Source organism: Mycobacterium sp. NPDC006124 (genome assembly GCF_040614235.1).
Taxonomy (GTDB): Bacteria; Actinomycetota; Actinomycetes; order Mycobacteriales; family Mycobacteriaceae; genus Mycobacterium.
Window position 1 is genome coordinate 68,714 of record NZ_JBEXUA010000015.1, and the last position, 13,276, is coordinate 81,989.

13 protein-coding genes, 1 tRNA gene and 1 other RNA gene are annotated in these 13,276 nt (G+C 69.0%); 6 read left to right on the forward strand and 9 right to left on the reverse strand.

The annotated features are described in order from the left end of the window. Positions 1-5: 5 nt before the first annotated feature. On the reverse strand, positions 6-995 hold the full coding sequence (locus ABZ195_RS24145) for a DEDDh family exonuclease (RefSeq protein ID WP_355222229.1): 990 nt from the start codon (positions 993-995) through the stop codon (positions 6-8). A gap of 87 nt (positions 996-1,082) precedes the next feature. On the opposite strand from ABZ195_RS24145, the gene ABZ195_RS24150 reads away from it, so the two are divergent. Next, on the forward strand, positions 1,083-2,390 hold the full coding sequence (locus ABZ195_RS24150) for a Mur ligase family protein (protein ID WP_355222231.1): 1,308 nt from the start codon (positions 1,083-1,085) through the stop codon (positions 2,388-2,390). Continuing rightward, positions 2,387-3,103, forward strand: a complete 717-nt coding sequence (locus ABZ195_RS24155) for a glutamine amidotransferase (protein ID WP_355222233.1) — start codon at positions 2,387-2,389, stop codon at positions 3,101-3,103. The genes ABZ195_RS24150 and ABZ195_RS24155 overlap by 4 nt, the downstream gene beginning before the upstream one ends. A 10-nt stretch (positions 3,104-3,113) precedes the next feature. Here the strand turns inward: ABZ195_RS24155 and ABZ195_RS24160 are convergent, their stop codons facing one another. The 4 genes from ABZ195_RS24160 to ABZ195_RS24175 all read right to left on the reverse strand — a co-directional run bounded on the left by ABZ195_RS24160 (position 3,114) and on the right by ABZ195_RS24175 (position 5,430). After that, positions 3,114-3,962 carry a hypothetical protein gene (locus ABZ195_RS24160; protein WP_355222235.1) on the reverse strand — a complete coding sequence of 283 codons (849 nt, stop codon included), beginning with the start codon at positions 3,960-3,962 and terminating at the stop codon, positions 3,114-3,116. Between the two features lie 103 nt (positions 3,963-4,065). Continuing rightward, positions 4,066-4,464, reverse strand: coding sequence for a hypothetical protein (locus tag ABZ195_RS24165; RefSeq protein ID WP_355222237.1), 399 nt, complete (start codon positions 4,462-4,464; stop codon positions 4,066-4,068). A gap of 10 nt (positions 4,465-4,474) precedes the next feature. Continuing rightward, positions 4,475-5,086 carry a recombination mediator RecR gene (gene recR / locus ABZ195_RS24170; protein ID WP_263997258.1) on the reverse strand — a complete coding sequence of 204 codons (612 nt, stop codon included), beginning with the start codon at positions 5,084-5,086 and terminating at the stop codon, positions 4,475-4,477. 11 nt (positions 5,087-5,097) lie between these two features. Then, on the reverse strand, positions 5,098-5,430 hold the full coding sequence (locus ABZ195_RS24175) for a YbaB/EbfC family nucleoid-associated protein (protein WP_355222238.1): 333 nt from the start codon (positions 5,428-5,430) through the stop codon (positions 5,098-5,100). 121 nt (positions 5,431-5,551) lie between these two features. Here ABZ195_RS24175 and ABZ195_RS24180 point away from each other — a divergent pair, with 121 nt between their 5' ends. Then, the gene (locus tag ABZ195_RS24180; protein WP_355222239.1) at positions 5,552-6,313 is read left to right on the forward strand and encodes an Rv3717 family N-acetylmuramoyl-L-alanine amidase; all 762 of its coding nucleotides are present in this window, start codon (positions 5,552-5,554) and stop codon (positions 6,311-6,313) included. 6 nt (positions 6,314-6,319) lie between these two features. Here the strand turns inward: ABZ195_RS24180 and ABZ195_RS24185 are convergent, their stop codons facing one another. Further along, positions 6,320-6,760 (reverse strand): SRPBCC family protein, encoded by a 441-nt coding sequence (locus tag ABZ195_RS24185; protein WP_355222240.1) that lies wholly within the window; start codon positions 6,758-6,760, stop codon positions 6,320-6,322. 89 nt (positions 6,761-6,849) lie between these two features. Between ABZ195_RS24185 and ABZ195_RS24190 the strand changes: the two genes are divergently transcribed. Continuing rightward, positions 6,850-8,229: an FAD-binding oxidoreductase gene (locus tag ABZ195_RS24190; protein ID WP_355222242.1), complete on the forward strand. Its 1,380-nt coding sequence runs from the start codon at positions 6,850-6,852 to the stop codon at positions 8,227-8,229. A 45-nt stretch (positions 8,230-8,274) separates the two neighbouring features. Further along, positions 8,275-9,588: a class I SAM-dependent methyltransferase gene (locus ABZ195_RS24195; protein WP_355222244.1), complete on the forward strand. Its 1,314-nt coding sequence runs from the start codon at positions 8,275-8,277 to the stop codon at positions 9,586-9,588. A gap of 33 nt (positions 9,589-9,621) precedes the next feature. On the opposite strand, the gene ABZ195_RS24200 is transcribed toward ABZ195_RS24195, so the two are convergent. From ABZ195_RS24200 to ffs, 3 genes are all read right to left on the reverse strand, one after another. Beyond that, positions 9,622-11,520: a DNA polymerase III subunits gamma/tau gene (locus ABZ195_RS24200; RefSeq protein WP_355222246.1), complete on the reverse strand. Its 1,899-nt coding sequence runs from the start codon at positions 11,518-11,520 to the stop codon at positions 9,622-9,624. Between the two features lie 94 nt (positions 11,521-11,614). Next, positions 11,615-12,892, reverse strand: a complete 1,278-nt coding sequence (locus tag ABZ195_RS24205; RefSeq protein WP_355222248.1) for an aminotransferase class I/II-fold pyridoxal phosphate-dependent enzyme — start codon at positions 12,890-12,892, stop codon at positions 11,615-11,617. Between the two features lie 25 nt (positions 12,893-12,917). Beyond that, positions 12,918-13,012: signal recognition particle sRNA small type (gene ffs, locus ABZ195_RS24210), an RNA gene on the reverse strand. 153 nt (positions 13,013-13,165) lie between these two features. Here ffs and ABZ195_RS24215 point away from each other — a divergent pair. Beyond that, positions 13,166-13,251: transfer RNA gene (locus ABZ195_RS24215), tRNA-Ser, on the forward strand. The last annotated feature ends 25 nt before the right edge of the window (positions 13,252-13,276 follow it).

Sequence of the window (13,276 nt, forward strand, 5' to 3'; positions counted from 1 at the left end):
CGGAGCTAGAACAAGGCGAACTGGTCGCCCCGCAGTGTGGGGTCGGTGAACTGCTCGACGTCGGTGCCTCCGACGACGCGTTCGAGCAGACCGGTGAACGTGGCGTCGTCGCACAGCGGGATGCCCATCTCCCGGGCCTGATAGCCGCGGCCCTGGTCGGGGTCGACGTCGTTGCAGACCACCAACGACGTCTGCTGATCCACGATGTCGGCGTACGACAGCCCGGCGTGCAGCATCCGCTCGATGAGCTCCTCGTAGGTGTGGGTGACCTCGGCTGAGAGGGCCACCCGCATGCCCTGCACCAGCGGTCGACCCGCGACGTGGCGGCCGGGGTTCTGGAAGTCGCCCGGCAGGCGCGCAGCCAAGGTGCGCAGCGGCAGCAGCTCGTCGTGGGTGATCTGACCGTTGGGCCAGGTGCGGCGCGCCACGGGCCGAATCGGCAGCCAGGCGTTGCGGTCGCGGGCGCCCGCGAGTGAGGGCTTGAGGATCTGGGCCAGCACGGTCGCGTCGTCGAGCGCGTCGTGGGGCCGCATCTGGGTGACACCCCAGTGCGCGGCCAGCGTCTCGAGCCGCAGGTTCTCCACGCCGAGGTCGAGCCGGCGGGCCAGCTCGACCGTGCACATCACGGTGTCGACCGGCAGCTGCGCCCCCACCAGCTCGGCCTCGTTGGCCAGGAACGAATAGTCGAAACCGACGTTGTGCGCCACCAGTGTGCGGCCCGCGAGGACCGCGTTGAGCTCCCCGACGATCTCGGCGAAGGTCGGCTGGCCCTGCAGCATCTCGGTGGTCAGCCCGTGGACGTGCGTGGGGCCGGGGTCGACGCCCGGGTTGAGCAGGCTCGCGAAACTGCCCTCGACGTTCCCGTCGTCGCCGACCGCCAATGCGGCCACGCTGACCACGCGCGCCTGACGCGGATGAAAACCCGTCGTCTCGACGTCGACCACGGCCCAGCCCGCTCCGGGCTCGGAGGCCGGTCGGCCGAACTGGAGGCTCACGTTTCGAGGATGGCACGCGGCCCCGACAAGGCCGGACCGAGACGCCGCGTGTCGCCAGCCGACTTTGGCCCTTTTAGACTGCCGGGAATGGTCACCCGGGGAATCTCGCTGCGAGGACGAGCGGCGCTTGGCGCCGGGTCGGCCGCCCGCTGGGCGTCGCGGGTGAGTGGGCGTGGCGCCGGGGCGATGATCGGCGGCCTGGTGTCCATGGCCCTGGACAAGTCGATCCTGGCTCAGCTCGGCGTCGGCCGCAGTGCCGTGGTCGTGACCGGGACGAACGGCAAGTCGACCACCACCAGGATGACCGCCGCGGCCCTCGCCACGATCGGTCCCGTCGCCACCAACGCCGAGGGCGCCAACATGGACGCGGGGCTGATCGCGGCCCTGGCCGCCGACCGCACCGCGACGCTCGCAGCGCTCGAAGTCGACGAGATGCACGTGCCGCACGTCTTGGACGCGGTGCCCGCCGCGGTCGTCGTCCTGCTCAACCTGTCGCGCGATCAGCTCGACCGGGTCGGTGAGATCAACCACATCGAGCGGACGCTGCGGGGCGGGCTGGCGCGCCACGGGGACGCCGTCGTCGTGGCCAACTGCGACGACGTGCTGATGTCCTCGGCGGCCTACGACAGCCCCCACGTGGTGTGGGTGGCCGCGGGCGGAACGTGGGCCAACGACTCGGTCAGTTGCCCCCGCAGCGGCGAGATCATCGTTCGCGAGGACTCGCATTGGTACTCCACCGGGTGCGACTTCTCACGGCCCACGCCGCAGTGGTGGTACGACGACGAGAACGTCTACGGCCCCGACGGCCTCCGACTGCCGATGACGCTGGCGCTACCCGGCGCCGTCAACCGCGGCAACGCCACGCAGGCGATCGCGGCGGCCGTCGCCCTGGGCGCCGATCCCGTCAAGGCGGTCGCCGCCGTGTCCTCGGTCGACGAGGTCGCTGGGCGCTACCGCACCGTCCAACTAGGTCAGCACACCGTCCGGGTGCTGCTCGCCAAGAACCCGGCGGGCTGGCAGGAAGCGCTGTCGATGGTCGACAAGCACGGTGCCGGGGTGGTGATCGCGGTCAACGGCCAGGTGCCCGACGGGGAGGATCTGTCGTGGCTGTGGGACGTGGGATTCGAACACTTCACCGATGAGCCGCTTGCGCGAAGAGCAGACGGACGGGTCACGACCGTGGTGGCCGCTGGAGAGCGCGGCACCGACCTGGCGGTGCGGCTCGGCTACGCGGGCGTCGACCACACCCTGGTGCACGACACCGTGACCGCCATCGCATCGTGCCCGCCCGGGCACGTCGAAGTCATCGCCAACTACACCGCGTTCCTGCAACTGAATCGGCGACTGCCTCGTCCCCCGGGGGCAGGAGCGAAGCGACCGGGGGGAGAACCGTGAGTGAGTCGACCGTCCGCATCGGGCTGGTGCTGCCCGACGTGATGGGCACCTACGGCGACGGCGGCAATGCCGTCGTCTTGCGAGAGAGATTGCGGCGCAGGGGAATCGATGCCGAGGTCGTCGAGATCACGCTGGCCGACCCGGTCCCCGAGTCGCTGGACCTCTACACGCTCGGCGGTGCGGAGGACTACGCCCAGCGCCTTGCCACCAAACACCTGATCCAATACCCCGGCCTGCAACGGGCCGTCGAACGGGGCGCGCCCGTGCTGGCGATCTGCGCGGCGATCCAGGTCCTCGGGCATTGGTATGAGACGTCGTCGGGCGAGCGGGTCGAGGGCGTCGGGGTGCTCGACGTGACCACGTCGCCGCAGCCCGCTCGCACCATCGGCGAGGTGGTCTCGCAACCGCTGGTGGCCGGTCTCGACCAACGGCTGACGGGATTCGAGAACCACCGCGGCGGAACGGTACTGGGTCCCGATGCCGCGCCGCTGGCGAAGGTCGTCACCGGGGCCGGCAACCGGGACGGCGACGGCTTCGACGGGGTGGTGCAGGGCAGCATCGTGGCGACCTATCTGCACGGCCCGTGTCTGGCTCGCAATCCCCAATTGGCCGACCACCTGCTGTCTCGAGTGGTCGGGGAGCTGGCGCCGATTCAGCTGGCCGAGGTGGATCGGTTGCGGCGCGAACGCCTCGCCGCCCCGCGTCGCGCCTAGGGTCCAGCGCCTAGGGCCGCCACCCCCGCGAGATCAGCGCCTGCCGCACGCTCCGGACGATCTCGTCGGGTCGGTCCTCCTTGATCACGAAGGTCACCAGCCAGCCGAATGCTGCGAGCTTGCGCTTGACGCGGACGTCCTTCGCGTACTGGGGACGGTCGGTGCGGTGCTGGTCGCCGTCGTACTCCACACCGACCATGAAGTCGTCCCAGCCGAGGTCCAGCGTTCGAAGTCGTCTCCCCCGGCTCTCCACCACGGCCAGCTGCGTCGTCGGCCGGGGTAGCCCGGCGTCGACGAGGAGAAGTCGCAACCACGTCTCCCTAGGGGATGCAGCCCCACCGTCGACCAGGGGCAGCGCGGTTCGTAGCAATGCAAGTCCCCTGGCCCCGGGATACCGGTCGGCCAAACGCAACACCGCGTCGTTCTTGAATGCCGTGGCCCGCCTGAGCGCATCCAATCGCGCCACCGCCTCGCCGCGGTCGAGGTGCCTTCCGAGGTCGAACGCGGTGCGCGTCTTGGTCGTCACCGGGATTCCGCACACCGTCGTGACCTCGTCGTCGCCGATGGCTTCGTGGCGAACGACGAGACCGGCCGGTGGCCGCCCGTTCCTCCAAATCAGTTCGATCGGGATCGCCGCGTCCACCCAGTCCGCCCCGTGCAGCGCGGCAGCGGCACGGCCGGCGATCACGCCGCGGCGACCCGACCACAGCCATGCCGCGACGGTCCGGTCATGCAGCGACGGCTCGTGCCCTCGGGGAACGTAGACGCCGGGAAGTACCCGACGATGCCAGCGGGCTAGCTCGTGGCGAGTGAGCGTGCCCTGCGCGAGCGCCTCCGCGCCGACGAACGGTCCGTCCACGATCGAAGCGTGCCGCCGACCACCGACACGTCGGCGAGATTGACGTCACGCAGCGAAAGTTCGAGTAGCCACGTGCGTGGCTGCAATCTCGCTGCGCGGGCCCCTACAACCCCAGGTCGCGCAGGAACTCCGGCTTGTAGGCCTCGAGGATCACATAACTCGGGTCGGGCACCGGCACGTCCGGCGCGTCATCGGTGACCACGTGACCGTCACCCGGATCCACCCACTCCTGCGAGTCGGCGTCCCACCGCGTCACGGTGTACTCCGCGGTGACGTCGTCGGCCTGGACGAGTTCACGGGCCGTCCGCTCGGCCTCCTTGGCGTCCTGCAAGCTGTGCGTGTACAGCTGAATCCGGTTGCCGTCGCGGGTCACCGTCACACGGCTGCCCAGCCGTTGGCGGGCGGCGTCATCGACGTCCAGCGAGCGCAGCCGGTCCCAGAACGACAGGTGGTGCGCCTCGTCGCCGAGTTCGACCTCGACCTTGAACTCATCGTCAGGCATGGTCGCCAACCTAAGCCATCGCCCGGCGGCCGGTCAGGGCGCGTCCCAGGGTGAGCTCGTCGGCGAATTCCAGGTCGCCGCCCATCGGCAGCCCGGAGGCGATGCGGGTGACCGTGAGCCCGGGAATGTCGCGCAGCATGCGCACCAGGTAGGTCGCCGTGGCCTCGCCCTCGGTGTTGGGGTCGGTGGCGATGATCACCTCGGCGACGTCCACGCCGTCCACCCGCTCGCCAATTCGGTTGAGTAGTTCGCGGATTCGCAACTGCTCCGGTCCGATCCCCGACAGCGGGTCCAGGGCACCGCCCAGCACGTGGTAGCGGCCGCGGAACTCGCGTGTGCGCTCGACCGCCGCGACGTCCTTGGGCTCCTCCACCACGCACACCAGCGAGGCGTCCCGCCGCGAATCGGCGCAGATGCGACAGCGCTCGGCGTCGGAGACGTTGCCGCACACCGAGCAGAACTGCACGCCGTCACGCACCTTGGCCAGCACGGCGGTCAACCGGTCGATGTCCGGCGGCTCGACCGACAGCAGGTGAAAGGCGATGCGCTGCGCACTCTTCGGCCCGATCCCGGGCAGCTTGCCCAGCTCGTCGATCAAGTCTTGGACTGGGCCCTCAAACATGGCGGTACAAGTCAGAACCCGGGCAGTTCGAGCCCGCCGAGGCCACCGGCCAGCGGGCCCAGCTTGCTCTGCGCCATCATCGACACCTGCTGGGCGGCGTCCCTGATGGCGCCGACGACGAGATCCTGCAGCGTCTCCACGTCCTCGGGGTCGACGACCTTCGGGTCGATCGCGACACCGGTGACCTCGCCGCTGCCCTTCATCGTCACCTGCACCAGTCCGCCACCGGCCTGGCCGTGCACCTCGGCGACGGCGAGCGCTTCCTGCGCCTCCATCAACTGCTGCTGAACCTGCTGAGCCTGCGCGAGGAGCGCCGACATGTCGGGCGGTTGGCCGGGTTGCATGTGGGACCCCTTCGTATCTGGAATCGAGTGAGTAGCGGTTGGGTCTCGACTTGATTGCCATCGTCCTCGGGTGGCGATTCGCCCCCCAAGACTAGTCGTGTCGCGAACTACCTTGGCCGACGTGCACGTACCTGCCTGCCTGCGTGTCGGCGCAGCCCTCGCCGTCGGCCTCCTCATTGCCGTGATCCCGTCTCCGTCCGCCGCGGCCGCCCCGTCCAACATCGCCGGGATGATCGTCTTCCTGGACCCCGGTCACAACGGCGCCAACGACGCGTCACTGACCAAGCAGGTCCCGACGGGCCGCGGCGGCACCAAGGACTGCCAGACCAGTGGGACGACGACCGACGACGGCTATCCCGAGCACACCTTCAACTGGGAGACCGTGTTGCGCATCCGCCAAGAGTTGACCGCTCTCGGGGTGCGGACCGCCATGTCCCGCGGCGACGACACCAGCGTGGCCGCGTGCGTCGACGAGCGTGCGGCGATGGCCAACGCGCTCAAGCCCGACGCGATCGTCTCGATCCATGCCGACGGCGGCCCGGCGACCGGCCGCGGGTTTCACGTCAACTACTCGTCGCCGCCCCTGAACGCCGCTCAGGCGGGGCCGTCGATGCAGTTCGCCCAGACCATGCGCGACCAACTGCAGGCGTCCGGACTCATGCCCGCCAACTACATCGGCCAGGGCGGGCTGTACCCCCGGTCGGACCTGACGGGTCTGAACCTGGCGCAGTACCCGTCGGTCCTCGTCGAGTTGGGCAACATGAAGAACCCGGCCGACTCGGCACTGATCGAAAGCCCCGAGGGCCGGCAGAAGTACGCCGACGCCGTGGTCCGGGGGATCGCCGGCTTCCTGGCGACCCGCCCCGCCCGGGCCGTCGCCTGACCGCGGCTAGTTCGCCTCGACCTGCTTCTTCAGATTGCCGAGCACCTCGGCCTGAATCTTGCGAAGGCCCAGCGGCGCGAAGGTCTTCTCGAAGAAGCCCTTGACGCCACCGGCGCCCTGCCACGTCGTCTTGACGGTCACCGACGCGCCCGGCCCGGCCGGCGCAACTGTGTAGTTGGTCACCATCGTCGAGTTGGCGTCCTTCTCGATGACGGCGTGTCCGGCGACGTCGACGGTGGCCTTGACGTCTCGCACCCGCGATTCGGTGGCCTGGAGCTTCCACGACGCGACGGTGCCCGCGCCGTGGCCGCCTTCGAGGACCTGGTAGTCGCGGTAGTGCGAGGAGAGGATCTTCGGACGAACCGTCTGATAGTCGGCGACCGCCGCGAACACCGCGTCGGGTTCGGCGTTGATCAAGACAGTGCTGGAGGCGCTGACCTGTCCCATCGGTGAAGACTCCTATATCTGAGGGTGAACGGGGGTTGCCCCCGGCCGGTCCAGTCGCATCGGATGCGACCGGGGTCTAGCGTACGTGTGTGACTGTTGCAGAGACCGGAGCGCAGTCGGCCCACGCGGCAGGCGTGGAGAGACTGCTGGCGAGCTACCGCGCGATTCCGCCCCGAGCTACCGTGCGCCTGGCCAAGCCCACCTCGAATCTGTTCCGGGCCCGTGAGAAGTCCACCGTCGCCGGTCTCGACGTCTCCGGTCTGACGGGCGTGATCTCCGTGGACCCCGACGCGCGCACCGCCGACGTCGCGGGGATGTGCACCTATGAGGACCTGGTCGCGGCGACGCTCCCCCACGGCTTGTCCCCGCTGGTGGTGCCGCAGTTGAAGACCATCACCCTCGGCGGCGCGGTCACGGGACTCGGAATCGAGTCGGCCTCCTTCCGAAACGGCCTTCCGCACGAGTCGGTACTGGAGATGGACATCCTGACGGGCACCGGGGAGGTGGTGACGGCGAGCCGCGACTCCCACTCCGATCTCTTCTACGCCTTCCCAAATTCCTATGGGACGCTTGGCTATTCGGTACGACTCAAGATCGAACTCGAGCCCGTCAAACCGTTCGTGGCCCTGCGCCATCTGCGTTTTGATTCAGTGGCCGACCTGGTCGCCACCATGGACCGGATCGTCGAGACCCGAGGTTTGGACGGCGCACCGGTCGACTACCTCGACGGCGTGGTGTTCAGCGCCGAGGAGTCCTACCTGTGCGTCGGGGTGCGGACGGCGACGCCCGGGCCGGTGAGCGACTACACCGGGAGCCAGATCTACTACCGGTCCATCCAGCACGCCGCTGGCGAGAAGCACGACCGGCTGACCATTCACGACTACCTGTGGCGGTGGGACACCGACTGGTTCTGGTGCTCGCGGGCGTTCGGCGCGCAGAATCCGACCGTCCGGCGGTTCTGGCCCCGCCGGCTGCGCCGCAGCAGCTTCTACTGGAAGCTGATCGCCTACGACCGACGGTTCGACATCGCCGATCGCATCGAGAAGCGTCACGGCCGCCCGCCGCTGGAACGCGTCGTCCAGGACGTCGAGGTGCCGATCGGGCGAACCGCCGAATTCGTCGAATGGTTCCTCGACGAGGTTCCGATCGAACCCATTTGGCTGTGTCCGTTGCGGCTGCGCGACGACGTGGGCTGGCCGCTGTACCCCATTGCCGGACAGCGCACCTACGTGAACATTGGCTTTTGGTCGTCGGTACCGGCCGGATCGGCAGAGGGACAGACGAATCGGCTCATCGAGAAGAAGGTCAGCGAATTGGACGGCCACAAGTCGCTGTACTCCGACGCCTATTACTCACCCGAGGAGTTCGACGAGCTCTACGGCGGGGAAACCTACGACACGGTCAAGAAGACCTACGACCCAGACTCACGTCTGCTCGACCTCTATGCCAAGGCGGTCCAGCGGCGATGAGCAGAGAGCACCGATGAGCGTTGGCACGACGAGCGGAGAGCACCAATGACGACCTATAAAGAGGACTCCGCTTCGGCGACCGGCAAGCTGACCCTTGCCGAAGTTCTCGAGGCACTCACCGCCGGTGACGATCTCGCGATGAAGTTCACCGCCTACGACGGCAGTTCGGCCGGTCCGGCCGACGCTCGCGTCGGGCTCGACCTGCGCACCCCCCGCGGCACCACGTACTTGGCCACCGCTCCGGGCGAGCTGGGACTGGCTCGCGCGTACGTCTCCGGCGACGTGGTGCCCACCGGCGTGCATCCGGGCGACCCGTACGATCTGCTGCGCGCTCTGGGCGACACGATGGACTTCAAGCGGCCGTCGGCTCGGCTGCTCGCCAACATCGTCCGGTCCATCGGCATCGAGCACTTGCGGCCCATCGCGCCACCTCCCCAAGAGGCGCTGCCCCGCTGGCGACGCATCGCAGAGGGATTGCGGCACAGCAAGACTCGCGACGCCGAGGCGATTCACCACCACTACGACGTATCGAACACGTTCTACGAGTGGGTGCTCGGGCCGTCGATGACCTACACCTGCGCGGCCTACCCAGACGCCGACGCGACCCTCGAACGGGCCCAGGACAACAAGTACCGGCTGGTGTTCGAGAAGCTGCGCCTGCAGCCCGGCGACCGGTTGCTCGACGTCGGCTGCGGCTGGGGCAGCATGGTGCGCTACGCCGCTCGCCACGGCGTCAAGGCGGTCGGCGTGACGCTGTCCAAGGAGCAGGCGGCGTGGGCGCAGAAGGCGATCGCCGACGAAGGCCTCGCGGACCTCGCCGAGGTCCGCCACGGCGACTACCGCGACGTGCGCGAGTCCGGGTTCGACGCCGTGTCGTCGATCGGACTGACCGAGCACATCGGCGTGCAGAACTACCCGTCGTACTTCCGTTTCCTCAAGTCGAAGATGCGCACCGGCGCCCTGCTGCTGAACCACTGCATCACCCGGCCCGACAATCGCTCCGGGGCGGGCGCAGGCGGCTTCATCGACCGGTACGTCTTCCCCGACGGTGAACTGACCGGATCGGGACGCATCATCACCGAGGCGCAGGACGTCGGCCTGGAGGTGCTGCACGAGGAGAATCTGCGCCACCACTACGCGTTGACGTTGCGCGACTGGTGCGCCAACCTCGTCGAGCATTGGGACGAGGCAGTGGCCGAGGTTGGTCTGCCGACCGCCAAGGTGTGGGGTCTGTACATGGCTGGCTCGCGTCTCGGGTTCGAGACGAACGTCGTTCAGCTACACCAGGTTCTGGCCGTCAAGCTGGACAACAAGGGCGGGGACGGCGGACTGCCGCTGCGCCCGTGGTGGTCGGCCTAGCGGCAGGTTACAGCGGAGCGACCCGGGGAGTGGTCAGGCTCCGTCGATCCGCCGGGCGCCCAGTTCGCTCTGCAATAGCTCCAAGGCGACCTCCTCCGGGTCGCGGCGCGGTCCTGCCTCTTCGTGGACGGCCTGGGCGAGCATGCTCTCCTCGTCGTCCTCCTCGACCGGCGGCGGAGTCTCCACCACCGGACGTGGTCGCGCGGCCGGAGCGGGCGCGGTCGGCGAGCCGGCCTCGCACCGGATGGCCCAGTTGACCCCGAGCGCGTCCTTGAGGGCATCCCTGATGATCTCGACGTTGCGCGCCTCGTTGAGCCGCGCCGCGAGCGGGGCCGACACGTGGCTCAGCACCAGGGTGTCACCGTCGACGGCGAGCACGACGGCACCGTCGAGCATCACGTCGGTGGGCCGGCGGCGTTCGCGCACCTTGTCCCGAACCGTCGACCACATGCTGCGCACCGCAGCCGCATCCGGCTGACCCGGGGCGGCCGCCGCCTGAACCGGGGCCGGCGGCGGGGCGGGCGGCTGGGTCTCGACGGGCGCCGGCTTGGGCGGGGCGGGCGGAGGCGTCACGGGGGCGGGCGTCTCGGCCGGCGGCGTCACCGTCCGTGGCGGGACGGGTGGTGGCGCGACGGGCGGCGGCGCGGGTGGCTCCTGGGCGGGCTGCGTGGGTGGTGGCGCCGTCTCGGGCGCGGCGTTGCTCCTGCGCACGAACTGCTTGACCGGTGCCGCCTCGACGACGGCGGCAGCCTGGGCGGCCTCGCCCGCCGGGATGGACACGTTCATCCGGGTCTCGAGCCGCTCGATGCGTTGCAGCAGAGCAGCTTCGGTGTCACTGGCCGACGGCAGCAGCAGTCGGGCGCAGACGACCTCGAGCAGCAACCGCGGCGCGGTGGCCCCGCGCATCTCGCCCAGTCCGGCGTGCACCACCTCCGCATAGCGGGTTAGAGTGGCCGTCCCGAGCGTCGCGGCCTGTTCCCGCATCCGCTCGACGACGTCGTCCGGTGCGTCGACGACGCCACGCGCCGCGGCGTCGGGCACGGCTTGCAGCACGATCAGGTCCCGGAACCGCTCCAGCAGATCGGTGGCGAACCGGCGGGGATCGTGGCCCGCGTCGACCAGCGCCTCGACGGCGCCGAACAACGCCGCGGCGTCCCCGGCGGCGAGCGCGTCGACCGAGGCGTCGATGAGCGCCAGGTCGGTGGCGCCCAGCAGGGCCAGCGCCCGCGAGTAGACCACCTGCTGGCCGTCGGAACCCGCCAGCAGCTGGTCGAGCACCGACAGGGTGTCGCGCGGAGATCCGCCGCCCGCACGGATCACCAACGGGTAGACCGCGTCGTCGACGGCGACGTCCTCCTGGCGGCAGATGCGTTCCAGCAGGCCACGCATGGTCTTGGGGGCCAGCAGCCGGAACGGGTAGTGATGGGTGCGCGATCGGATGGTGGGCAGCACCTTCTCCGGTTCGGTCGTGGCGAAGACGAAGATCAGGTGCTCCGGCGGCTCCTCCACGATCTTCAGCAGGGCGTTGAAGCCCGCCGTGGTGACCATGTGCGCCTCGTCGATGATGAAGATGCGGTAGCGCGACTGGGCGGGTGCATAGAAGGCGCGGTCGCGGAGTTCACGCGTGTCGTCGACGCCGCCGTGGCTTGCCGCGTCGAGTTCGACCACGTCGACGCTGCCGGGCCCGTTGGGAGCCAGCGCGACGCAGGAGTCGCAGACGCCGCACGGGGTCGGCGTGGGCCCCTGCTCACAGTTCAGCGATCGGGCCATGATGCGAGCCGACGAGGTCTTGCCGCAGCCGCGCGGACCGGAGAACAGATAGGCGTGGTTGATGCGTCCGGAGGTCAGTGCCACCGACAGCGGCTCGGTGACGTGCTCTTGCCCGACCACCTCGGCGAAGGACGCTGGACGGTACTTGCGGTAGAGAGCCACGGAAGCAGGCTACCCACTCGCTCCGACGATGCGACCGCCCCAGCGGGCGAGGAGGAGGGCGTTGATCGAGACCGACTCTCCGACGCGCGACGCCCTAGTCACCCGCGAGCAGGGACTCGGTCGCGGCCAGCAGCGCACAGGTCGCCAGACCGTCGACCGCCGCCTCCAGGTCGGGCACCGACGGGAAGGACGGTGCGATGCGAACGTTCTTGTCCTCCGGGTCTTTTCGGTATGGGAACGCCGCACCCGCCTCGGTCACCGCGATACCCGCATCCTTGGCCAGTGCGATGGTCCGCCGTGCCGTTCCGGGCCACACGTCGAGGCTGACGAAGTAGCCGCCCTTGGGGTCGGTCCACGACGCGATCTTGGACTCGCCGAGGCGGTCCTCGAGGATCTCGCCGACCAGCGCGAACTTCGGGGCGAGCAGCTGCTGGTGCTTCTGCATCTGCAGTCGCACTCCGTCGGCGTCGCCGAAGAACCGCAGATGACGCAACTGGTTGACCTTGTCGGGTCCGATCGACTTCTTGCCGGCGTGCTGCAGGTACCAGGCGATGTTGCCCAGCGACCCGCCGAAGAAGCTGACGCCAGCTCCGGCGAACGTGATCTTCGAGGTGGAGGCGAAGACATAGGGCCGGTTCGGGTTGCCCGCCTTGGCGGCGAGCCCGAGGACGTCGACCTGCTTGACGAAGTCGTGGGTGAGGGTGTGCACGACGTAGGCGTTGTCCCAGAAGAGTCGGAAATCACTTGCCGCGGTGCGCATTTGAACCAGTCGACGAACGTTCTCCCAGGAGTAGGTCGTGCCGGTGGGGTTGGAGAACACCGGGACGCACCACATGCCCTTGATGGCGGGATCGCCGGCGACGAGTTCCTCGATGAGGTCGACGTCGGGGCCGTCCTCGAGCATCGGGACCGGGATCATCTCGATGCCGAACGCCTCGGTGATGGCGAAGTGCCGATCGTAACCGGGTGACGGACAGAGGAACTTGACGACGGGTTCCTCCTTCCACGGCCGCGGTGAGTCGACCGCGCCGTGTAGCAGGGAGAACACGACCAGGTCGTGCATCAGCTCCAGGCTCGCGTTGTTGCCCGCGATCAGGTTCTGGACCGGGATGCCCAGCAGTTCCCCGAAGATGGCGCGCAGTTCCGGCAACCCGTGCAGACCGCCGTAGTTGCGGGTGTCGGTGCCCTCGCCGTCGCGGTAGTCGGCACCTGGAAGGGTCAGCAGGGCGTTGGCGAGGTCGAGTTGCTCGGGGGACGGCTTGCCCCGGGTGAGGTCGAGGCTGAGCTTCTTGGCCTGCAGCTCGGCGTAGTTCCCACGCTGCAGTTCGTGCTGCGTGGTCAGCTCGTCACGACCGAGGGACAGAAACGACAAGGCAGGCCTTCCGCTGGGCCGAAATGAAAGGGGACCCCGCGCACCCGCCAGAGCCCATTGACCCTTGCTGCCTTCCGGCCCTGGGGGAGTTCACAGGATGGACGCCGCGCGGGGTCCGCTGCTGAGTGTAATACCCCTGTCCCGGCGGGCGGGAGCGGAGCGACTTGGGGAGGTGTCCCGGCGGGCGGGAGCGGAGCGACTTGGGGAGGTGTCCCGGCGGTGGCGCACACAGCTCGTGAAGAACGGGTGTCCCCGTCGGCTACCATGGCCCGCGGAGGATTCGCCTAGTGGCCTATGGCGCTCGCCTGGAACGCGGGTTGGGTTAATAGCCCTCAGGGGTTCAAATCCCCTATCCTCCGCGCTGGTCCGGGTACGACCAGGCTT

Coding starts and splice junctions, on each gene's coding strand:
- ABZ195_RS24175 (WP_355222238.1), bottom strand. CDS start 5,430: ATGCAACCCGGCCAACCGCCCGACATGTCGGCGCTCCTCGCGCAGGCT.
- recR (WP_263997258.1), bottom strand. CDS start 5,086: ATGTTTGAGGGCCCAGTCCAAGACTTGATCGACGAGCTGGGCAAGCTG.
- ABZ195_RS24195 (WP_355222244.1), top strand. CDS start 8,275: ATGACGACCTATAAAGAGGACTCCGCTTCGGCGACCGGCAAGCTGACC.
- ABZ195_RS24150 (WP_355222231.1), top strand. CDS start 1,083: ATGGTCACCCGGGGAATCTCGCTGCGAGGACGAGCGGCGCTTGGCGCC.
- ABZ195_RS24165 (WP_355222237.1), bottom strand. CDS start 4,464: ATGCCTGACGATGAGTTCAAGGTCGAGGTCGAACTCGGCGACGAGGCG.
- ABZ195_RS24185 (WP_355222240.1), bottom strand. CDS start 6,760: ATGGGACAGGTCAGCGCCTCCAGCACTGTCTTGATCAACGCCGAACCC.